Origin of the sequence: Aeoliella mucimassa, assembly GCF_007748035.1 — a bacterium.
Classification (GTDB): domain Bacteria; phylum Planctomycetota; class Planctomycetia; order Pirellulales; family Lacipirellulaceae; genus Aeoliella; species Aeoliella mucimassa.
Map to the genome: position 1 here is coordinate 5,306,579 of NZ_CP036278.1, position 21,931 is coordinate 5,328,509.

15 protein-coding genes and 1 other RNA gene are annotated in these 21,931 nt (G+C 58.7%); 11 read left to right on the forward strand and 5 right to left on the reverse strand.

Translation table 11 applies throughout. The features are described from left to right. The first annotated feature begins 54 nt into the window (after positions 1–54). The 5 genes from Pan181_RS20775 (at position 55) to rpoN (ending at position 6,897) form a co-directional block, all read left to right on the forward strand. The gene (locus Pan181_RS20775; protein ID WP_197528562.1) at positions 55–2,496 is read left to right on the forward strand and encodes a WD40 domain-containing protein; all 2,442 of its coding nucleotides are present in this window, start codon (positions 55–57) and stop codon (positions 2,494–2,496) included. Positions 2,497–2,536: 40 nt separating this feature from the next. After that, an RNA gene (gene ffs, locus Pan181_RS20780) (signal recognition particle sRNA small type) lies at positions 2,537–2,635 on the forward strand. Positions 2,636–2,719: 84 nt separating this feature from the next. Continuing rightward, positions 2,720–4,621 (forward strand): DNA polymerase III subunit gamma/tau, encoded by a 1,902-nt coding sequence (gene dnaX / locus Pan181_RS20785; RefSeq protein WP_145249698.1) that lies wholly within the window; start codon positions 2,720–2,722, stop codon positions 4,619–4,621. Positions 4,622–4,638: 17 nt separating this feature from the next. Further along, positions 4,639–5,013 carry a YbaB/EbfC family nucleoid-associated protein gene (locus Pan181_RS20790; RefSeq protein WP_145249700.1) on the forward strand — a complete coding sequence of 125 codons (375 nt, stop codon included), beginning with the start codon at positions 4,639–4,641 and terminating at the stop codon, positions 5,011–5,013. 360 nt (positions 5,014–5,373) lie between these two features. Beyond that, complete coding sequence (gene rpoN / locus Pan181_RS20795; RefSeq protein ID WP_145249702.1) at positions 5,374–6,897, forward strand: RNA polymerase factor sigma-54; 1,524 nt, start codon at positions 5,374–5,376, stop codon at positions 6,895–6,897. 35 nt (positions 6,898–6,932) lie between these two features. On the opposite strand, the gene Pan181_RS20800 is transcribed toward rpoN, so the two are convergent. Continuing rightward, positions 6,933–9,512 carry a hypothetical protein gene (locus Pan181_RS20800; RefSeq protein ID WP_145249704.1) on the reverse strand — a complete coding sequence of 860 codons (2,580 nt, stop codon included), beginning with the start codon at positions 9,510–9,512 and terminating at the stop codon, positions 6,933–6,935. 248 nt (positions 9,513–9,760) lie between these two features. Here Pan181_RS20800 and crcB point away from each other — a divergent pair, with 248 nt between their 5' ends. Then, positions 9,761–10,156 carry a fluoride efflux transporter CrcB gene (gene crcB, locus Pan181_RS20805; RefSeq protein ID WP_231943883.1) on the forward strand — a complete coding sequence of 132 codons (396 nt, stop codon included), beginning with the start codon at positions 9,761–9,763 and terminating at the stop codon, positions 10,154–10,156. 460 nt (positions 10,157–10,616) lie between these two features. Here crcB and Pan181_RS26290 read toward each other — a convergent pair whose 3' ends face one another. From Pan181_RS26290 to Pan181_RS20825, 4 genes are all read right to left on the reverse strand, one after another. Beyond that, complete coding sequence (locus Pan181_RS26290) at positions 10,617–11,048, reverse strand: Hsp20/alpha crystallin family protein (protein WP_197528563.1); 432 nt, start codon at positions 11,046–11,048, stop codon at positions 10,617–10,619. A gap of 233 nt (positions 11,049–11,281) precedes the next feature. After that, positions 11,282–11,791, reverse strand: a complete 510-nt coding sequence (locus Pan181_RS20815; protein WP_145249710.1) for a YiiD C-terminal domain-containing protein — start codon at positions 11,789–11,791, stop codon at positions 11,282–11,284. A gap of 103 nt (positions 11,792–11,894) precedes the next feature. Continuing rightward, the gene (locus tag Pan181_RS20820; protein ID WP_197528564.1) at positions 11,895–12,800 is read right to left on the reverse strand and encodes a DUF481 domain-containing protein; all 906 of its coding nucleotides are present in this window, start codon (positions 12,798–12,800) and stop codon (positions 11,895–11,897) included. Between the two features lie 262 nt (positions 12,801–13,062). Further along, the gene (locus tag Pan181_RS20825; protein ID WP_197528565.1) at positions 13,063–14,559 is read right to left on the reverse strand and encodes a hypothetical protein; all 1,497 of its coding nucleotides are present in this window, start codon (positions 14,557–14,559) and stop codon (positions 13,063–13,065) included. A 698-nt stretch (positions 14,560–15,257) separates the two neighbouring features. Here Pan181_RS20825 and Pan181_RS20830 point away from each other — a divergent pair. From Pan181_RS20830 to Pan181_RS20850, 5 genes are all read left to right on the forward strand, one after another. Beyond that, the gene (locus tag Pan181_RS20830) at positions 15,258–15,740 is read left to right on the forward strand and encodes a TadE/TadG family type IV pilus assembly protein (protein ID WP_145249716.1); all 483 of its coding nucleotides are present in this window, start codon (positions 15,258–15,260) and stop codon (positions 15,738–15,740) included. A gap of 54 nt (positions 15,741–15,794) precedes the next feature. Beyond that, entirely contained in the window at positions 15,795–16,295 is a 501-nt protein-coding gene (locus Pan181_RS20835; RefSeq protein ID WP_145249718.1) for a TadE family protein, read from the forward strand. Between the two features lie 55 nt (positions 16,296–16,350). Next, positions 16,351–18,135: a vWA domain-containing protein gene (locus Pan181_RS20840; RefSeq protein WP_145249720.1), complete on the forward strand. Its 1,785-nt coding sequence runs from the start codon at positions 16,351–16,353 to the stop codon at positions 18,133–18,135. Between the two features lie 256 nt (positions 18,136–18,391). Further along, on the forward strand, positions 18,392–20,242 hold the full coding sequence (locus Pan181_RS20845) for a polymorphic toxin-type HINT domain-containing protein (RefSeq protein ID WP_145249721.1): 1,851 nt from the start codon (positions 18,392–18,394) through the stop codon (positions 20,240–20,242). 398 nt (positions 20,243–20,640) lie between these two features. Beyond that, positions 20,641–21,921, forward strand: a complete 1,281-nt coding sequence (locus Pan181_RS20850; protein WP_145249723.1) for an acetyl-CoA hydrolase/transferase family protein — start codon at positions 20,641–20,643, stop codon at positions 21,919–21,921. The last annotated feature ends 10 nt before the right edge of the window (positions 21,922–21,931 follow it).

Genomic DNA, 21,931 nt, shown 5'->3' on the forward strand with positions numbered 1-21,931 from the left:
CGCTTGAATAATAGCATTCATGGCCAACAACCTATGTGGATTCCGGAGTGCGGAATGTTGAACGACCAACTTTGCAGCGATAAGTTCCTTCGACTGAAACTCAGCGCGCGGCTGCTTGCCTTGCCTTTAGCATTGCTGGCCATGGCCTCGACTGCAGTCGCCGAAGTGCCAGAAAAGGTGACCTTCGTCGATCATGTGCTGCCGATCTTCCGCGAAAACTGCCTGGCTTGCCACGACCAAGGAGGACGGAGCGCCGACCTGTCGCTCGAAACGTACAACGACACCTTAACCGGCGGAGCGAGCGGCGAAGTGGTTGAAGCCGGCGCGGCCGACAGTTCGCGACTCTACCAATTGATGGCACACCTGGACGAGCCGATCATGCCGCCCGGTTCCGACAAACTGCCCGACGAGCAACTGGCCTTGGTCAAAGCCTGGATCGATGGAGGATTGCTAGAAAACGCCGGCTCGAAGGCCAAGAAATCGAAGAAGGCTGCCGTGGCCGCGTTTGTGCCTTCGGCCGATAACCGCCCTGAGGGCGAGCCCGCTATGCCGGGCGGATTCTTCCGCGAACCAGTGGTCCACTCCCCCGTACCCGGCGCCGTGGCCGACGTGGCCGCGAGCCCCTGGGCGCCAGTCGTCGCAGTTACCGGGCAGCGGCAAGTGTTGCTATACCACACCGACACTCGCGAACTGCTCGGCGTCGCCCCGTTCCTCGCCGGCTCGCCCGAAGTGGTTCGCTTCAGCCGCAACGGCGATCTGCTGCTCGTCGGGGGTGGTCAGGGAGCCAAGGTCGGCGTCGTACATCTCTGGAAGGTGAAAACAGGCAAGCGCATTGCCGAAATCGGCGACGAGCTCGATACCGTGCTGGCGGCCGATATCACCTCGGATCATACGCTCGTCGCGTTCGGCGGCCCGCGCCGGCGGGTGCAGGCGCATCGCACTGCCGATGGCGAGTTGGTTTACAGCATTACCAAACATACCGATTGGGTCACCGCGCTAGAGTTCAGCCCCGATGGCACGCTGCTGGTCACCGCCGATCGTGCAGGCAACGCCCATTTGTGGGAAGCCAAGACCGGACGACCGGTCGCGAATCTCACGGGCCATAAGGCGGCCATCACTGCGGTCACCTGGCGGGGCGACTCGCAATTGCTTGTAAGCGTCGACGATGGGGGCGAGATTCGCACCTGGCAAACCAATGGCAATCCCGTAAAGCAATGGCGAGGCGGCTCCAGCGTGCTTGACGCCCGCTTTACGAAAGATGGCCGCTTGCTGACCGTCGGACGCGACCGTGTTGCCAAACTCTGGAACACCGATGGCAAGGAACTGAAGCAACTCGGAAAATCCAACGACATCGCCCTGGCAATTGCTCCTACGTTCGACGAGAAACTGGCCGTATTCGCCGACTGGACCGGCAGCATCCAAGTTGCCGAACTGGAATCGGGCACTATCGTCGGCCAGCTTGCTGAGAATCCACCGACGCTTGCAATGCGTTTGGCCACGGCCGAAGCCCAACTAAATCAGGCGAGTACCACCATCGATCCTGCCCAGCAGTCGGTTGCCGCCGCCACCATGACGCTGGATGGGGCTAAGGCTACGGTCGATAAGCACCAAGAGCAAAAACAAGCCGCCCGCGAAGCGATGGCGAGCATCGAGCAGCAACTCGCCGCGGCCACGGCTAAGCTTGAGCAAGAAGCCCAGCAGCTAGCAACAGCCGACCAGCAAATTGCTGCTGCCGCCGAGTCGCAAAAGCAGGCCGAAGCCAGCCTGTTCGACTTGCAGGAGAAACTCGCCGCGCTCGGCAACCAGGAGGGCGAAGAATCCGACGGCGAGCAAGCTGCGAAGCTTGAAGCCGAGATCGCCGAAAGCAAATCGGCACTCGAAGCCATCCAGGAGCAGAAGAAACAAACGGAAGCCAATCGTCCGCAACTGGCCAAGTCGCATAGCGATAGCCAGCAGGCGGTCGCTTCGCTCAAGCAGCAGTTAGGCAAGCAGCAAGAAATGCTGGCTGCCTTGACCGAGGCCGAAAAAACGCTGCCGAACATCGAAGCAATTACCGCGGAGCGTGATCGACTGCAGCAGGAGCTTAGCAAACGCCAGGCCGAGATGGCCGAAGCCGAGAAGCTGGTTGCCAACCTCAAGGCCGAGATCAGCGAGTACGCCAGCGCCGGAGCGGCCTTCGAGCAGTCGCTGGCTGAAAAGCAGCAAGCAGTCGAGTCGACCACCACCCAGCTCGCCGAGGTCACGGAGAAACTCACTGCCGAAGCAAGCCGAGTGGAACAGGCGGATCGCGAGATCTCGGCCCTCGAAGAACAGTTGAACGAGCTGAAGGCCCAGCGACGCGAACTGGCGGCCGCCAAGAAAGATGTCCAACAAACGGCCGAAACTCTAGAAACCCAGCTCGGAGAACTGGCTGCCGAGCAGGAAAAGCTGCAGAAGGCTGTTTCCGACTACAAACAGGCCGCGGAGCTACGCCAGCAGCTGGGAGCGGGCAATTGACGCTCGCTGCGCAGTCGTCATACTGGTAGCGGCGGCTTCGGGCGAGAGGCCCCTGCAATGCGGGCCTTGCGAACCTGGTCAGGGTGGAAACGCAGCAGCCATAAGCATGCGTTCGTTTGTGTGGGGGTCTCTCGCCCGTTGCCGCCCTCTTAGCCCCCTTCGGTGGGGCTGAACAGCACCCGTCGCATTCCGCGAACCATCCAGCCCGACTCTGTAGTGCGACATGGACGAAACTGCCGCCGCCACGCCGAAATCGAATGAGTCCTACACGGTAGTGGCTCGCCGGTACCGCCCGCAGACTTTCGACGAGCTGATTGGCCAGCAGCATGTAGCCAAGGCCCTGAAGCAGGCGATCTCGACCGGCCGCATCGGTCACGCCTACCTGTTTACCGGAGCTCGCGGAGTCGGCAAGACTTCGGCTGCCCGCGTGCTGGCCAAGGCCCTGAACTGCCAGCAAGGCCCCACCCCAACGCCGTGCAACGAATGCGATGTTTGCAAGAGCGTGACTTCGGGCGAAGATGTCGACGTGATCGAGATCGACGGTGCCAGCAACCGCCAGATCGACGACATCCGCCAGCTTCGGCAGAACGTCGCGATTCGGCCGAGCCGGGTGCCGTTCAAAGTCTATATCATCGACGAAGTCCACATGCTCACCAAAGAAGCGTTCAACGCGCTTCTGAAAACGCTGGAAGAGCCACCCGAGCATGTGAAGTTCATTTTCGCGACCACCGACCCTCAGAAGGTGCCGATCACCATTCTGTCGCGATGCCAACGGTTCGACTTTGCCGGCATCGAGTCGACCGCCATCGCTGGACGGCTGCAACAAATCGCGAGCGCCGAAGGGGTGGAAATCGACGACGAGGCGCTGGCCGTGCTTTCGATTCGCGCTGCGGGGTCGATGCGAGACAGCCAATCGCTGCTCGAGCAACTGCTCGCCGTGGCTGGCAGTCAAATCACAGCCAACGAAGTTTACACCTTGCTGGGCATCGCTCCCGGCGAACGAATCGGTCGGCTCGTCACTTCGATTGTCGATCGCAATCCAGCAGCCGCCCTCAGCAACCTGGACGAAGCGGTGGCCGGCGGAGCCGAAGTCGGCCAGCTGATCGATCAGCTGCTCGGCTACTTCCGCGACGTGATGGCCATGGTCGTGGGATGCGATACTTCGCAATTGCGTTTCGTGCTTCCTAGTCAATACGATTTGACTCGCGAACTCGGTCAGCGACTCGGCGTGCACACAGTACTCGCGATGATTCAGGTACTCGATCAAACCGCTTCGCGGATGCGAGGGAGCCTGCATACGCGGACGCTGGCCGAAACCGCCGTGGTGCGACTCGCACACCTTGATGATCTCGACAATCTGGCCGCTGCCATTGCCGAGCTTCGCACCGGTCAGCCAACCCCCACTCGGTCGGCTCCAGCCCCGCAGGCGGCAGTAAAAAAAAACGATGACGCGCCGGAGATGAGCTTCGCCGAAGCGGCGGCCCAATTGGGGAACGTGCCAGCAAAACCGTCCCCACCACCACGGCCTGCACCAACTGCGACTGCTCCCGAGCCAACGCCTTCCCCGCCTGCTGTCGCGGTCGCCGAGCGAACTCCTCCACCCGCGACAGCCGCCCCGCCGCAGGCAGCCGCGCCCGCCGAGGCTTCGCATCGCGTCGATCCCCCTACCCCGGCAACTGCCAAGGCTCCGGTTTCGCTGACCAACGAGTCGGTAAAACAAGCCTGGCGTACGATGGCCGACGACTTGGGCATGATTCTCACCACACACGCCGAAGCGGCCCACGACGTTCGCCTCAGCGACGATAATAACTCGGTGGTGGTCAGCTTTGCCCCCGGTGCTCGCCTGTCGAAGAGTCAGTGCGAAATCCCGGAGAATCGTTCCAGCCTTGAAAACTCGATGGCCCAGCAACTCGGTTGTTCGGTCGCGCTCAAGTTTGAAGTCGACGAGTCGGCGAAAACGCCCGATAATGGTAATGCAGCGGCACCACCGCCACGAGCGGTTTCCCGGCGTCAGCTGCAAACCGAAGTGGCCGAGCGGCCGTTCGTCGCCAAGGCGATCGAACTGTTTGCTGCCGACCCCACGAAACTGCGGGTGACACCACCTGGTAAATCGACCAAACGTTAACACTATGGAGCCAATCTATGTTTAAGGGACTCGGTGGGCTCGCCAACTTGGGCAACATCGTGAAACAAGCCCAGGAAATGAACACCAAAATGCAGGCGCTCGGCGAGCAGCTCAAAACGAAGCGAGCTACCGGCACCGCAGGAGGTGGATTGGTGGAAGTCGAAGTCGACGGTACCGGGCAGGTGCTGGCGGTGCGACTCGATCCCGACCTGGTCGCCAAAGGCGATCGCGAAATGCTCGAAGATCTGCTCCCTTCTGCGTTCAACGCGGCTAAGGAAAAGGCTCAGGCACTTCACCAGGAAGCCATGCAGGAGATGACCGGCGATCTCAACCTGCCGGGCATGGGCGACCTGCTCAACAACCTTGGCGGCAACCCAGCCGATCAGGCCTAAGGCTCGAGCCTGCGGAGCGGCGGCGGCCGAGATCAATCTGATTATTTTTGTAAAGTCAATTTTTTTGATCTCAATCTGTTACAAATCGGGTACAATGCGAATCCGGACAACACGTTTCCGCTTCTTCTAATTACGTGAACTGGTCGATTTATCCCGGTTTTCTGAAGTGCTGCGCTAGCAACGGGATGCTACGCTATCATTGCAGCACAATCCATGCCAATTAGACGTTAATGGTTTGACCTCCCTCGCCCGTGGGCGGTATGCTACATGCGGATGGCTCACACCATTCGCAAACGAATCACGAAACCTTCGCCCCTGCCAGCAGCGGCGAAGTCCATTACTAAGATCGGTAGTACGGCGATGCGTCTCTCCCTTGGACAACAGATGCAACTGGCTCAAAAGCAGGTGCTTGCACCGCGGATGATCCAGTCGATGGAAATCTTGCAGTTGCCAATCATGGCCTTGCAGGAACGCATCGAACAGGAGATGGAAGACAATCCAACCCTGGAGCAATCGGAGCTTAGTAACGAAACCGATAGCGACTCGGATTCCAACGAAGAGTACGACGTCGAGAATCCCGATGCCCCGGCTGAGTCGGAGCGTGAACTCGTTGTGGACGAAGAGCACAACAACGAGGACGACTTCGAACGGCTCATGAACATGGCCGACAACCTGCCGGACGACTACGAAGAACGCAGCCGCCCGTCGCGCGATCAAATCGAATCCGAAGGGGATCGCCAGCACGACGCGATGGCCAACATCTCGGCCCGTCCTGAGTCGCTGGCCGACTACCTGCACCATCAGCTGAGCTGGTTCGAAATTGAGTCCGAAGTCCGTTTGATGGCCGAACGGATCATCTACAGCCTCGACTCGAATGGCTATCTCAAGCTGCCGCTGGTCGAGGTGATTCCTCCGGCCGCGGTCGATTTGAACGGCAATGCCGAGCAGTACCACGCTCAGCAGATGGAAATCGCCGAAAAGGCGCTCAGCGTGGTCCAATCGCTCGACCCCCCCGGCGTCGGGGCTCGCAATTTGCGCGAGTGCTTGCTGCTCCAGCTGACTCCGTCGATGCCGCTGTACGAGGAACTGCGTACGCTCATCGATACCCATCTCGAGGATCTCGAAAACAATCGTCTGCCGCAGATCGCCAAGAAAACCGGCTTCAGCATCGAGATGATCAACGAGCTCTGGAACGAGCTGCGTACTCTCAAGCCCAAGCCGGGTGCCGATTACGGCGACGTGAGCGTACCGAGCGTCACGCCCGACGTGTTTGTTGAACGCAACGAACAAGGCGAGTACGAAGTTCGGCTGGAAGACAATCAAATTCCCTCGCTGTCGATCAGCCCTTACCATCGCAAGCTGCTGCAGCAAGCTGCTCAGCAGAAGGATGTCGAAACTCGAGAGTACATCAAGAAGAAGATCAACGCGGCGCAATGGCTGATCGATGCCATTGAGCAACGTCGTAGTACGATCTCGCGTGTTTCGCAGGCGATCGTCGATCATCAGACTCGCTTTCTTGATGAAGGTCCGGAGTTCATTGAACCACTAAAAATGCAGCAGATCGCTGATAAAGTGGGCGTGCATGTGACGACCGTAAGTCGGGCGGTTGACGATAAGTGGATTCAAACGCCACGCGGGATCTTTCCGCTCAAGCGATTCTTTGTCGGTGGCACGACGAGTGCCGATGGCGAAGAGGTTGCTTGGGATCGCGTTCGTTTGAAGCTGCAGGAAATCGTCGACAACGAAGACAAGTCGAAACCGCTGAGCGACGACGCCCTGGTGGCCGCGCTCGATGCCGAGGGCATTAAAGTCGCCCGTCGCACGGTTACCAAGTACCGCAAGTCGATGAGCATCCCCGACAGCCGTCGCCGTCGCGAGTGGTAAACCAACTTGCATTCAGATTGTTCGTAAGTTGCTAGCTACCTCCATAACGGGGCGTAACGGTCGATTTGTGCCGAGCGAGTTGGCTGCTCGGGGCCCAGCGCGATGCCCAACCAGCCGTCGTCGATCACCAACTGCGTGATCATCAGGCCGGCCAGACGAGGATCGTCGGCGAATTTGGTTCCCAGCAGCAGTTCGCTATCTTTGGGAAACATCTTGCCGAAGATCGTCTGCAGTCGCATCCGCTGCGAGTTCCGCAGGTTCCCTTCAAAGTAGGGACCACTCTTGTGATCGAACCGAGCGACCAGGCCATCAGCGGCCGGCGTGTAGTACACGTGCACTTTGAAGTTCCTCGTCGCAGTTCCACGCACCACCAACTCACGAACCTCCCAGGCGAGGTGCAACTGCCCTTCTTTCAGTTCGAAGATCACGGGGTCGCCATCGGCAAACTCGATAATTGCCTCCCGGGCGTCGTCGTCGACGTCTTTCTCCGATAGCTCCGGGGCAAACTTCTGCAGCCGCTCGACAAACTGCTCGGGCGTCAGCCGCTGGCCGGCCAGTTCTAGCCCGGCCACCAGGCTAGTGAGGGCCGATTCGTGCAACTGTGCGCTGGCCACGCTATCGCTCGGTGCCCGCGGCCGCGGAGTGTGTGCGGCCAAGTTGTCGCCATGCACCACCCGCAAGCGGGCGATCAGCCGCTCGTCGGTGGTCAGCATCTCGACCGGATCGATCTTCACCCCGCCGCCCGACAAGGGATCGATCACGCGGGCTTGCCACTCGCCTCCCGCGCGGGCCATCGCGTCGCGAACCGTCGAGTCCATCTCCTGACGGATCCGTGCTTCGGTTTTGGTCGACACCTCATTCTGCGCCCGGCTGCGACGTTGCGAAAACGCGCTGGAGGCTTTCGAGCGAACGATGCCGTGGACGAAGGGAAAGAAATCGTACTCGCTTCGCGCGTTCACAAAGCGGCTCGTGCTCGTCGCATCAGCGACCACCGGCCCGGTGAACAACCCGTCGGTGTTCACCAATACCTGCTGCCTGGCTGCGAACGACGTAACCCCTTGCGTCCTCACACGCACGGTTCGCTCAAACGCGACGGTCGACGAATTCGCGTGCCCGGTCAGCTCGATGCCCAACCGCCAGGCGTTGGGATCGGGCAACAGGTCTACACTGGCCGCGGTTTCGGTCGAAGCATGACCACTCACCGGAGTGCCAAGAATTCGATCGTGAATCGGCTCGACCTTCGTCATCCCTTTTGGCAGGAAGCGATTGAGGAACTCTTCGGAAATCGCCACTCGCAGATTGGCGTTGTTATAGTTATCCGACAACGTGGTTGCCAGTTCATTGCGTGCGATCGACGGGGCGTCGAACAGTTGGGCGATCCGCTGACTTAGTAGCTCGCCGCGGGGTTGGCTCGGGGCGTTCTCATACGCTTCGACCTCTCGCAGTAATTGATCGATCTCTACGCTTTCGTGCGTACCAATCGTCTTGGCACGCCCGCTCGCGTTGCTCGCCGAGGTGCTGGCCAGCGAGAACTGCTCGACCGGCGGAGCGACCACGCCGGCCACCGCTTGCCATACCGCTACCCGGCGCCAAATGGCATACCGAGCGCGTCGCAGCTTGGTCGCCAGTCCGGCGTTAGGGGCTAGATTCGCCAGCCGCTCGGCTTCGCCCGACAGCACCGCGAGTTGCTCCAACTGCTGACTGGTTGGCACCAACGTCCGGTTGGGGGACGATACCGACTCGTGCACCGCTACGAGAGAACGCAGCGCCCAATCACGAGCATAAGGCTCGCCAGCCAGTTCGCTCAGCAGTTTGATCAACGCACTCGGCTCGGCAATTACCCCCTGGCGAAGCGACCGATTCAGGCCGGCTCCCATCCAGGGACGAGTCGAATCGAGCAACTGCTCATCCCAACTTCTTGCGTCCCACTTCGGTGTGGGAGCCACTTCCGGAGTCATCCGCATCGCCAGGCGGTCGCCAGGGCTCATCAGCTGAGGTCCATACAGCAGCGACGGCGGCGAGGCGTATCGCTTCGTGTCGGCCAGGTGGGCTTTCATCTGCGTGCGACTCCGGTAATCCAACCAGGCTCCCGGCAGCCGTGACAAGCATCCCAATCCGTCGATCGGCGCAGCCTGCCAGGCTGGACTAGCCATGCGGTCGGCACTTAACTGTTCGCGAAGCCAAATCGCTTCCGGGGTATTGATATCGACCACTTTGCTCGTTTCGTCCGCTTGCTTGAACAGCATCGGCGGCAACACCAGCGATAGGTCGGGTAGCTCCATTGGAACCTCGGCGACAGGTTGCCATTCGGCCAATTCCGTCGACTCCGGAATCGCAAGCAGCGGTGCTTCGGTTGTTTCCTCTGCTGGTTTCGCTTCGTCAGCAGCAAGCGTCGGTGGTTCGTTGGGAACCTGTAACCAGATATAAGTAGGCACTGGTTCGTTCTCAAGCATCTGCGTGAGTTTTGCCAGTTGCGGCGAACGAGGAGTCGGCGCGATGAACTGCGGGGCCTCTGGCTGCCAAGCGTCTAGCGTTACCCACCCAACGACGAACACGAATGCAATCAGCATCCAACCATCGTGATTCCAGTGAGTACGTTTATGATTGCCTGCCATGGCCGGCACCTCCTGTGCCACGTTTTTTCTCTAGAACATCAATCGCCGTGCACGCTTTTCGGCGTACCGCTAGCACTGCCCTCATAGAGAGCGTCCGCGGGTTAAAATCGGCAAGCCAGTGAGAATATATGAGCGCCAGTTGATAAACTGCACGATTTACACAAAATAAGACATGTTGTTTTGAGCGACCACGCCGAGCTGCGAAATCGCCGCTCGCTGCGCAGAAAGAGAGTGCTGCCTTGGAACCTGTGATCTCCCGACTCGTTGCGATTGCCATCGGAGGGGCCGTGGGTGCGGTCTGCCGATATGGCGTGGTCATGGCGGCCGAACGCCTGTTCGGCGAGCGATTCCCCATCGGCGTATTGCTGGCGAACATCGCGGGCTGTTTCATCCTCGGGTTTCTGATGCACGAAGCGATTATCAGTGGGCGTTGGCTTACTGACTCGGGTCGCGCGGCCATCACCATTGGCTTCCTTGGCGCACTTACCACGTTCTCGACGTTTGGATTCGATACGGTGAAGCTCTACCTCGCTGCCAAGCCGATGCTGGCAGTGATGAACGTGATGCTGAACTGCGGCCTCGGCTTCTCCGCCTGCTTGCTCGGCAAGTACGCGGGCGACCTGTTCATTTCGCAGAGCACCTAATGAGTTCGGTCGTCGACAGGGCCATCGCGTTTTTGCCCCCACCACGATTGTGCCCCCAAAAACGGGAAATCGATTCGTGGGGGCTTTATTCTCACTCGCCGATGGCGGCGGGTGCTCGTTTGCCCCTTTGAAACCAGTTACTTTTGCGCGCGGATGGCATTCGGCCTCGCGCCATTTCGCCCCACCCCGCCGGCGAGTGGGGGCATAACGCCTCGCAGGCAAGCAGTTTGCCATGCTCAACGCGACATCGTTAGTCAGGCTGTTTCGCGGCATCATCCTCTCCCTTTCCAATCACTACACATATACATACGTACTCCACTCATTTATAACAGAACAGGTGGCCATTTCGAAGCGAAAAATGCAAAAGTCACCAAGCACGATTTCGCGAATCGCAATAAAAAAGCGGCCGCTCCTCGAAAGGAGCGACCGCTCGGTTGCGAATCGTTGCCAGCCGATGGCATTAGGCAATCTTCACTTCAATCTTCTTCGGTTGGAGTTCCGGCCGCTTGCCGATGGTTACCTGCAGCACACCATCGCGGAGCGACGCTTCGATCGTTTCGGGATCGACCGTCTCAGGCAGCGACAGGGTGCGAGTGACCTTGCCGAAGCCCCGCTCGGCATGCCAGAGCTTGCCCTCGTACTCGGGAGCCTTGCGCTCGAGCGAGAGGGTCAGTTGCCCCTTCTCAAAGGTGACCTCGACTCCTTCCTGGGTGACTCCAGGAGCGTCGATCTCCAGGTAGAGTTGGTTCTCTCCCTCCCAGATCGAAACGGGGGCACGCAGGGCCGAGCCGCGGGCTGCGGGACCGAAGAACTGGTCGACAAACGAATCGACCTCGGCTATGGCAGCAGGAAACAGGTTTTGCAGACGGTTGTTGGGATGGGTAGTTTTCATGGCTATTACCTCCTCACGAAAAACAATTCGGAATACACCGAGACCATTCGTTTTTAATCCCTGGCATGCGTGCCAGAGGAACGGAGGGGTAAAAAGCAACTCCGATGCCAAACCACACAAGATTCCGCAAGTCGTTACAGCATAACAGCTTACGGCAACAAAGAAATTCTCATGCGTCGGGAGCACTGCCACTTTGGCAACACACGAGCGGTTAAATACGCGACTGACCGGGGCTACGGCATGCCAAAACGGCATCCCGGCTGACGGGTAACCACGTACGAGCCCGAGAACACCACCGAAGGGCGTGGATCGCCGGCGATTTCGATCGAGAGGTCGAGCTTGGCCTGACCTTTCTCAAGGTACATCTCGGCAAAGTGCTGCTCGGCCGCAGGGGCCACCGGATGGCAGCGGGCGATCACCAGGCTGTCGGAAACCGGCAAATGGTACTTGATCGAGCTGCGTCGAATCACCGTGTTGCCTTCTTCTCCGAGCCGGCGGAGTAGCAAGTAAACCGTGCCCCAACCGGCGATGGTGCACAACGCATTGAGGCTACCCGCAAAGGCGGTGAGGTGATGATTGCGATTGAGTTCCAGCGGCATCGACATCGCCAGCCCCTCCGACGTATGGCCGGCGACCAGCATATTCATCTGCGCGCACATCGGGATCTCGTTATCCAGTACCTTCTGGAGATCCGAGAGATGATCGGCGGGAACTTCGTAAGGTGGGTGGGTGGTGCCTTGCACTGGGGAATCCCCTGTGGTGCGCAGAAACGGGTACGGGAATAGTGTAGCAATTCGTTGGCAAATGTGCGACGGATCGCCCCCTATAACGGAGGGTGGTCGGCTTTTAGAGCTTCCACAACAGCAGCACCGAATAGTTCAGATTGTTGGGGTCGACGCCGCCGGAATCGCTGTCGTAACGATTGGTGGCCGCCACCTTGAGGCTCACGTTCGAAGGCACCGCCAGCTCGACCTCCCAGCCCAAATTGGTGAGCATGCGGTACTTGCTGAAGTCTTCCCACTCGGGGTAGTAGTCCATCGAGGCGGTAACCTTCTGAGTATCCGAGAGCTTCTGCTCGTAGTCGAATCCGAACTGGGCTTCAGGCACCCACTCGTCGTCGACGCTGCCAAACTCGCGCGACGCACCCGCACCCACACGGCCGGTCAGTTCCAGGTGCTCTTCGTCGATGAAACGGTAGCCAAGACCACCATTCATATTCAGGTTGAGATCGAACGCCTGGAACTGGTCGTAGTACAACTGCGACTGCGCGTAGATAGTCCAGGGGGAGTTCGGCATCAGCCAATCATGGCGGAAGTTCGCCTGGGCGTTGTTTTGTGTTTCGATGCCGCCGGCTTTGGTGCGGTTGTGGTAGATGTTGAAGTCGATCTTCCGCAAATCGCTTTCGCGTTTGATGTACCCGCCGGTTCGCACGCTCAGGCTCTCGCTGGTACCACTCGAACCGTTGATGCCGAGTTCCAAAGCGGTGTCCCACCCGGGGAGTTGTACCCAATAGCTGGGGTAGTACCACTTGGGTCGCTCTTCGACCGTGACCATCACGTCGACGTCGGTCGCTGGGACGTTTAGCACCTGTTCGGGCGTGATGGGAGCCAAAGCGGGTTCGGTCAACTCCAGCGGCAACGGCTCGGGAGTCGCGGTCGAGAGATAGGGACCCGGTATGGTTTCCGCAGCGGTTGCAGAGGAAGCGACACCCACGCACGAAACGGTGATGCCGACCACGAACCAGGAGAACAAGGAAAAGCTTGTGACGCGCGCCAGATCCATCTGTTATGGCCAATTAAGAGGAGATCGGTAACAACCACCGTCGCTGGAGGTTGCCTGAGAATTTAACGAGGATTTGCTACCGGCTTCTAGCAAACCACCCGCGGCAAGACAAGAAAGAAAGCCCGCAGGGAGTGGGGGGATGCTAGCAGGGCGCGCAAAAAAAGCGGGCCAACCTCTCGAAAGAAGCTGGCCCGCTTTTAAACGTTAACTCTTCGCTCTTACGAGCGGAAGACTACTGGCAGCAGCAAGTGGTGCAACCACAGCCGTGGAACAGCTTGTGCAGGCGACCACCGAAACGCTTGCAGCAGTAGCTTTCGCAACCACAACTGCTAGCACATCCGCAATCGGCGGGCACGGTTACTTCTTGAGCAACCATCTTGCAAACCTTCACAGGAACTTCCTTGGTGACGGTCACAGGAACACAAACCGTGTAGGTCTGGGTCTTTTCTTCAGGAACGCAGTCGTAGGTGGTGACCGTGTAGGTCTTGGTCTTCTCCTGCGGAACCATCACGCAGTACTCAACTTCCTTCGTCTTGGTCTCGGGCACGCACTTGGTAACAGTGCACTCGCGAGTACGAACTTCGTCGCGGTACTTGCAGACCTTAACGGTCTTGGTCTTGGTCTCGGGCACGCACTTCGTCACGGTGTAGGTGCGAGTACGCTCCTCAGGACGGCACTTCGTGACCTTGCAGGTACGGGTGCGTTCTTCGGTGGTCATCTTGCAGACCTTGACGGTCTTGGTCTTGGTCTCGGGCACGCACTTCGTCACGGTGTAGGTGCGGGTACGCTCTTCAGGACGGCACTTCGTAACTGTGCAGGTACGGGTGCGTTCTTCGGTGCGGCACTTGGTGACGTTGTAGGTGTAAGGCACTTCCTCAGTCACGCACTCGTAAGTGGTGCAAGGAACTTCCTTGGTTTCGCAACCAGGGACCCACACGCGCTTGCAGCAGGTACGAACGCTTTCGACCTTTTCGCAGGTGCAAGGATCGTAGGTGCAGCAAGGCACTTCGACGGTTTGAGTTTCCCAGTGACCAGTGTTAACGGTCACGGTACGAGTGGTCTCGACAGGAACGCGCTTGGTGACAGTGCGAGTAGCCGAAACTTCTTCGGTGTAAGGAACCTGAACCGTATAGGTTTGCTCAACCTCTTCGGTGTAAGGAACCATGACCGTGTAGGTCTGGGTCTTTTCTTCCTGCACGGGAACCATCACCGTGTATTCAACTTCCTTTTCCTCGTAGGTAGGAACCTGAACGGTGTAGGTTTGCTCGACTTCCTCGGTGTAGGGAACCATGACCGTGTAGGTCTTGGTCTTTTCTTCCTTCACGGGAGTCATCACCGTGTACTCAACTTCCTTTTCTTCCGTGTAAGGAACCTTCACGGTGTACTCTTGGGTCTTGGTTTCCTGAACGGGAACCATCACGGTGTATTCAACCGTCTTGGTGCGCTTTTCAGGAACACACACGGTGTAAGTCTTCGTCTTCTCTTCCGTGCGAGGGACGCGCTTGTACACAGTGTAAGTGCGGGTACGCTCTTCCTTGGTGTACTCAGTGCAGTTCACTGTCTTCATGACAGTTTCGTAGGTCGGTACATAGACGGTCTTGGTGACCATCGTGGGCTCGCAACCACAATCTGTGGTCACTGCGGGTGTTCCGCAACCACAGTCGGCATTCGCCGACGAGGCGGCCAGCAGCATCACCGCCGCGGCAGCCGCCACAAAATAACGTTTCATAAAGTGTTCCTCCCATCCTCTCGGATGCACAAAAAGAAAAAAACGAATTCCCAACAGTTCCATTTACCCTCCAAGCGGCTGGGTCAGTCGTCGCCGAGGTTTCGCGGATGGAAAAAAGGGGAAACTGGGAAAGCTTCTGGATGCCCCGAATGACAACCGACAGAACCCCCAAAAATCCTGTTTCGCAGTTCACAATAACTGCAGAAACTACCCTAAATAAGCCGACTTCCTAACGCCGGCTCCCGGATAAGATAGTCCCTGAATTTGGGGTAGAAAAGCCTCTGCTTGAGAAAATCGGCAAAGTTTTAGGTCGGGGAAACTTATGAAGATTACGGCCAGATGGAGGACACCTAGTTGCGGACCTCCCTCTTTACTGCTAGCGAGACTCCGCATTCTCCAGCCGTAAACTGTTCATTCGCTTGAGTTTAGGTCCAATTGAACTCGAAAAAGCGGGTCTGGTTAGCTGAATAAAATGCAGGACCAAGATGGCAATGGACTGCAATGGACTTAAAGAAAAGCGAACAATACCTGCGCCTTTTACTCCCAACGCCGAAAAGTAACCTATGGTTGAAATAGGAACAGTAGACCTTCAACTCACCTCGCTCATCTCGCCTCGTCCCCAGCGTTCCTAATCCACACTCATCTTGCATTGGATCGACCACCCCGTTTGGGTGGCTGCGTCGATCCCCGAACTTGCCATGAACAGTTCATTACTCCATCGTGTGGCGCTGCGCGATCGACGAGGTACGACCATCGTCGAGACCGCTTTTGTCCTTCCGATCTTCCTAATGTTCATCCTATCGCTGGTCGAGTTTGGCCACGCACTGATGGTGAACAACGTGCTGCGAAGCGCGACGCGAGCAGGCGCTCGTTTAGGAGCCACCGAAGGTCAAACAACCGCCAAGATCACCCAGCATGTTCGCCAAGTGATTGGCGGAGCCATCGATGCCCAGGTGGCTGATATCTCAGTGAACAGTGCCGGAGTCTTCGACGAGGGAGGTTCGGTGCCCGAAACCTCCTCGGAATTTGACGCGCTGCCGAACATCGAAGTTGCCGACGCCGAGCCGCGAGAACTGTTCGTGGTGCGCGCCCGCGTGGACTACAACGACATCGCCTTGGTGCCTATGCCGTTTATGAGCGGCGTAGTGCTCGAAGGCCGAGCATTTATAAGGCACGAATAGCCCCCTCGCCCGCGCTGGGCTGTTTACACGTTCCCTTCCCCAAAAGGCCATCTCATGTTCCGCCGTATGCCCCTCCGCAGAACACCCCTCGGCCCGAAGGTCTCTGGAAAGCACGGAATCGCCGCAGTGGAGTTTGCGGTGGTTGCTCCAGTTCTGGTCGCCATTATGTTCGGCATGATGTCGGTAAACCGGGCTTTCGAAACGCAGAACCTGCTTAGCATCGCCGCCCGCGAAGGTGCCCGCTTCGCATCGATGGATCGTAATGGGATGCTCGCCGAAGGATCGACCGGCAATCAGAAGCTTGAGCAGGACATCAAGAGCTTCCTCGCTTCCAACGGCATCTCCGCCGATTCGATCACGGTGGAAGTCAAGGATTTCGAGAATCCGGAAACCGACTTCAACATCGATGATCCCAATAACGATCTCCGGCTGTTCGAAGTCCGGGTGTCGGTCAACTATTCGGCAGTTAGCTACACGTCTGTTCCCAATGGTAGTGACTACGCGCTGACCGCTTCGGTGGTATTCCGAAACGGCCGGGCGAACCTGTCCGACTAAATAGCCCCCTCGCCCCCCCCTCCTCCGCCTCGCTCCTCACGCCCCGAGTTTTAACATGCGCACTCAACTCAACTCCGCATCGAATCGCTCGCAACGCCGCGGTATCATTATCGTTCTCACCGGCTTCCTCTTGATTGGTATCTTTGCCTTCATGGCCTTGACGGTCGATACCGGCCGCATCGTGCTTACCGAAACCGAAATGCAAAATGCCGTGGATGCGGCCGCACTAGCAGCGTCGCAAGAAATTGCCGCGGCGGTGCATGAAGCGGGTCAGACAGGAATTGATCCCTCGCTCGATCCCAATAGTATTGCCGCCGAAGCGGCTCGCTTGATGGCCTCGAAGGTGGCCGAAGCCAATGGTGTGTTCATCGATCCCCAGCGTGACGTTCGCTTTGGGAAACGTCGCTACGACCCCAACACGAACACCTGGCCGATCGACTGGGGTGCAAACCCAGTAAACGTGGTGCAGGTGGTTGCGCGTAGGAACAATTCCGACTCCGCCGCGCCGGACGCTGCGCTGCCGCTGGCCTTTGGTTGGGCGGTCGGCCGCGATTCGGTGGACATCCTGGCTTCGGCCACCGCTTTTGTGGAAGCACGCGACATGGTTCTCGTGCTCGATTTCTCCGGCTCGATGAGCGACGACACCGAATTTAAGGCGTTCGACTCGCTTGGCCAGTCGCAGGTCGAAGCCTCGATCGACCGCATGTACCAGCAACTGCTCGATGCCGACGTCCGCTGGCCCGATCATCCCGAACGTGCTAAGTGGCTCACCGAGTATGGTGAGATCGACTCGGCCGAGGGTACCTACGTGTCGAGCAACGACACGAACTACATCTTCGAAGCCTTGGGGCTTGGAGATAAGTACCCGTCGGACGACCCCAACTTCCCGGGTCAACTCAAGTATCCCTACCCTCAGTCGGGACGTTACTCCGACGGCACTCCCAAAGGCATGCCGAGTGAGTACACCAGCCGCAACCTGTGGAAGAACTACATCAGTAGCGTGAAGTCGATGGGTGGTCCCTACCACAAGAAGTACGGGTATCGCTCACTGCTCAACTACATGCAAAAGAGCCGCATCCAATGGTATCAATCGGAGGACCTATGGCGCACCTCGCACTACCCGTTCCACGCAGTGAAGAATGGCACCTCGCTGTTCCTCGACTTCCTGGGCGAACTCGACTTCGGCGATGAAGTCGGCCTGGTGAGCTATGGTACCTATTCGGTGTGGGAAACCACCCACTACGACGGAGAAGTGACGCTCGATACTTCGAGCAACCCAATCACTTCCAACTATGGAGTGATCGATGCCATCCAACGCCGCCACCAGGCGGGTCATTACGACTCGTACACCGGTATGGGCGATGGCGTGCTCAAGGCTCGCGAGATGCTTGTCGGCAGTGCCGACGACCCGTCGGACGAAGGACACGTGCGGTACGGTGCCCGTCCCACCATCATCCTGATGACCGACGGTCAAGCCAATCGTTACCCATCAGGATGGAGCTTGCCGAGTAACTTCCATTGGAACGACTGGACCGACTTCGACGGCGACGGTGTTGCCGACTATTCAACGAGCAACACGAACAAGCAATACGCGTTCTACGAAGCCACCGAAGCGATTCGCCGAGGCATTACCATCCACACCATGGCCGTGGGTGCGAACGCCGATCGCGACATCATGCGGGCGATTGCCGCCGCTGGCGATGGTGTTTTCATCAGCGTGCCTGGTGGTTCGACGATTGCCGAAATGGAATCGCAAATGATCGAAGCGTTTAGCGAAATCGCCGCCAAGGTTCCGCCCGCGAAGCTGGTGTTCGAAGAAACGCCGGTCGACCAACTGTAATCACTGCTAGTGCTGGCTAGTCGTGCTTCCTAACACCCCCGCTGGCTCGCATGCCCCCACTGCGAGCCTCCGCCCGGCCGCCGATTGCCTCCCGCGCAATCGGCGGCCATCTTTTTTGCAATCGTCTAAATCAACCGGGCGCCCGAATTGCCCAGCTTACCATTTCGATTTTTTGCTTGGGAAATGAATAAAAACGTCGCGTAATCACGAAACCCTGAGTGCTCCCCACCACACTCTAAATTCCGTGAGGAAAACTATGCGACTGAATTGGTGTTTCGTGCTGACCTGCCTGCTGGTCGGTGCGGCGGGAACCGTGCGTGCCGACGATGCATCGGTAAAAACCGGTATCGCCGAACGCATGACACGCGAAGCAAAATCGGCAGGCGCGACGGGCGATCTCGCGCTTCGAGACGACCTGCTGCAGCAAGCCGCTCGGTTGGCCCCCGACTTCGGGCCGGCCCACTGGAACCAGGGCGAAATACTGGTCGACGGGCAATGGCAATCCATCCACGAAGTGCAATCGGCCGCCAATAGTAGCTCCGTAACGAAAGAGTACGCCGCGCTTCGCGAAGCAGCGGCCGACACCCCCAGCGATCATCTTCGCCTGGCGCGATGGTGCCGTAAGAACGATCTGAACGACGAAGCCCGATTTCACTGGCTGAAGCTGCTATCGATCGATCGCGAAAATCGCGAAGCCCTCCATGGGCTGAACCTCGTCGCGTTCGAAGGCGATCTGGTCGAAGCCGATCAACTCGAAGCACTTCGCAACGAGTCACGTGAGTTTCGCAAGCGTAGCGATCAATGGCGGGCGCGGATTGCGGGATGGCACCGCGCGTTAAAACTCGGTGGAGTCAAAGCCGAAATCGCCTTGGCCGAACTCGGAGCCGAAGTGGATGAATCGGCCATCCCCGAGTTCGAACGACTCATGGCCGGCCGGCGTGGTATCACCCCCGCCGAAGCTGATCGCGACAAAGAATTGAGCAAGGCGTTTCTGCTCGCCTTGGGCCAGCTACCGAGTTATCAAGCCTGCGAATCGCTAGTCCGCATCTCGGTGCTTGCCGAAGAGCAGGAGCTCCGCACCCTGGCAGGCGAACAACTCAAGGCGCGTCCTGAGCACGAGTACATTCCGCTGCTGGTTTCCGGATTGGCCGCGGAGCTCGAAACCCACTTCGAAGTCTCCATCTCTCCGACCGGCCGCGTGCAGTACGATCACGAAGTGTTCGCCGAAGGCCCCAACGGCGGCGAGCGGGCCGAGGTTTCGCGGACCGGCGGGGCCGTTGTCACCTACGGGGGCGATCCAACCAGTGGCGAAGCACAAGCAGTCCTCAACCGTGGTCGCCGAGCGTCGGCCGGTAAGTACCAGGATTACCAGCGCGAAGCCGCGCAGCGAGTCGAAATGGTAGCTGCCATCAACGAGCAACGCCTGCAAATCAACAACCGTATCATTGCTGTGCTCGCACAAACCACTGGCGAAGACCTCGGCGACTCGCCGCAAGCCTGGTGGGATTACTGGTACGAGAAGAACGGTTACGAATCGCGGAATGGACTTCCCGAGCAAACCTATCGCATCAGTACGTCGGAGATGATCAACGTTTACGTCGAGCCCCCATCGAGCGGCAGCCCTCCTTCTTCGTCGGGTCCCCCACCCCCATTGCGTCACGAGTGCTTTGCCGCTGGCACCGAGGTCTGGACCAAGACCGGCATGCAGGCCATCGAGACCCTCGCTGCAGGCGATCTGGTACTGACCATGAATGAGCGGAGCGGCGAACTCTGCTTCCGTCCGGTGCTCACCACCACGGTTCGGGCCCCTTCGCCGCTGACGCATGTCGACGCGGGTGGGTATCAGTTGCAATCGACCCCCGGGCACCCCTTCTGGGTCGAAGGCAAAGGCTGGCAAATGGCCAGCGAACTACAACCCGGCGACTACATTTTCTCCGCGCAGGGAAGTCCGGTGGAGGTAAGCTCGACTTCGCCCTCCAGCGAAGAACAAGAAGCCTACAATTTAATTGTCGAGGGGAACAACAACTACTTCGTCGGCCCGCAAGGTTTGCTGTCGCACGACAACAGCCCTCGCCGACCCGAGCTAGCACGTTTAGGTTCGGAGTAGCCATCCCCAAACGATAAAGAAACCCAATTTCTTTAGTGTGCCATCACGCACAGAGGCGTCGCCCACTGTATCGGTAGTGCGACGCCTCTGCCATTTATTCAGGCAGAATTAGCGCTTTGGCGTGGTCGCACAGGTGACACACAACAATCTGCAAGAGATCGCGAAACTACCCTCGGCGCAAAGTTGCTAAGAGTGCACAATAGGGCTTAAGGCGGTAACGATTCTTTACCATTATTGCCTACTTCAAGAAAGTCGCTCCTGGCCTGCAAACAGGCCATAATAGACTCAACCCAACGTACCCGCCTTGTTTCTCATGCGGTACTGTAACTGCGTGATTGGATCGCAGACAACAGTTTGCCCTAGAGAACATAGGCACAGGGTAGGAAGCAGAGGCCCCCGTGCAAATTACCACCGCAGACGAAGCCATCCAAGTCGTCCAATCGGGCCACCGTGTGTTCGTGCACACGGCGTCCGCAGCCCCTCAAGCGCTGGTCCAAGCGCTCGGTCGCCGCGCCCGCGACCTTCACGACCTCGAAGTTGTGCACCTGCACACCGAAGGTAGTGCCCCTTACACCGCGCCCGGTTTACGTGGCCGCGTTTACTCGAACTCGTTTTTCGTGGGTGCGAATGTTCGCCCGGCCGTGAACGATGGTTACGCCGACTACATTCCCATCTTCCTGAGCGAAGTCCCCGGCCTGCTCCGCAATCGCGTGCTGCCGCTCGACGTCGCGATGATTCAGGTGTCGCCCCCCGATCGCCATGGCTTCTGCTCGCTCGGCGTTTCGATCGACGCTTCGCGTGCGGCCACCGACTCGGCGAAGTTCGTCATCGCCCAGATCAACCGCCACATGCCCCGCACCCACGGGCACGGTTTGGTTCATATCTCGAAGATCGATCTGGCGGTAGAACACGACGAACCGCTACACGCCCACGTTACCGCCGAGCCGACTGCGGTCGAACGCTCGATCGGTCGCCACGTGGCCGAACTAGTGGAAGACGGAGCCACCCTGCAACTTGGCATCGGAGCGATTCCCGACGCAGTGCTCGCTGCGTTGAAGGATCACAAGGACCTTGGCATCCACTCCGAGATGTTCAGCGATGGCGTCGTGGAACTGGTGGAGAAGGGTGTGATCACCGGTGCCTGTAAGGCCCGCCAGGTCGGCAAGGTCGTGGGGTCGTTCTGCATCGGCAGCCAACGCGTGTACGACTTTATCAACGACAATCCTTCGGTCGAAATGCTCGAAGCGAGTTACGTGAACGACACCGCGGTGATTCGTCGCCACCCCAAGGTCACGGCCATCAACAGTGCGATTGAAGTCGACCTGACCGGTCAAGTCTGTGCCGACTCGATCGGCACCCGCATCTACTCGGGTGTGGGTGGTCAGATGGACTTCATCCGTGGTGCAGCCCTGTCGCCCGGCGGCAAGCCGATTATCGCGTTGCCGTCGACCACTCGCAAAGGCGAGACCCGCATCAGTGCGGTACTCAAGCTCGGTGCTGGTGTGGTTACCACACGGGCTCACGTACACTACATCGCCACCGAATACGGCGTGGCCGACCTGTACGGCAAGAACCTGCGTCAACGGGCACGGGCACTCATCGATATCGCCCATCCCGATCACCGCGAAACCCTCGAGCGCGAAGCCCACAAGCGGTTCTCGACCCTCGACTGGCGGTAACGCACGTTCG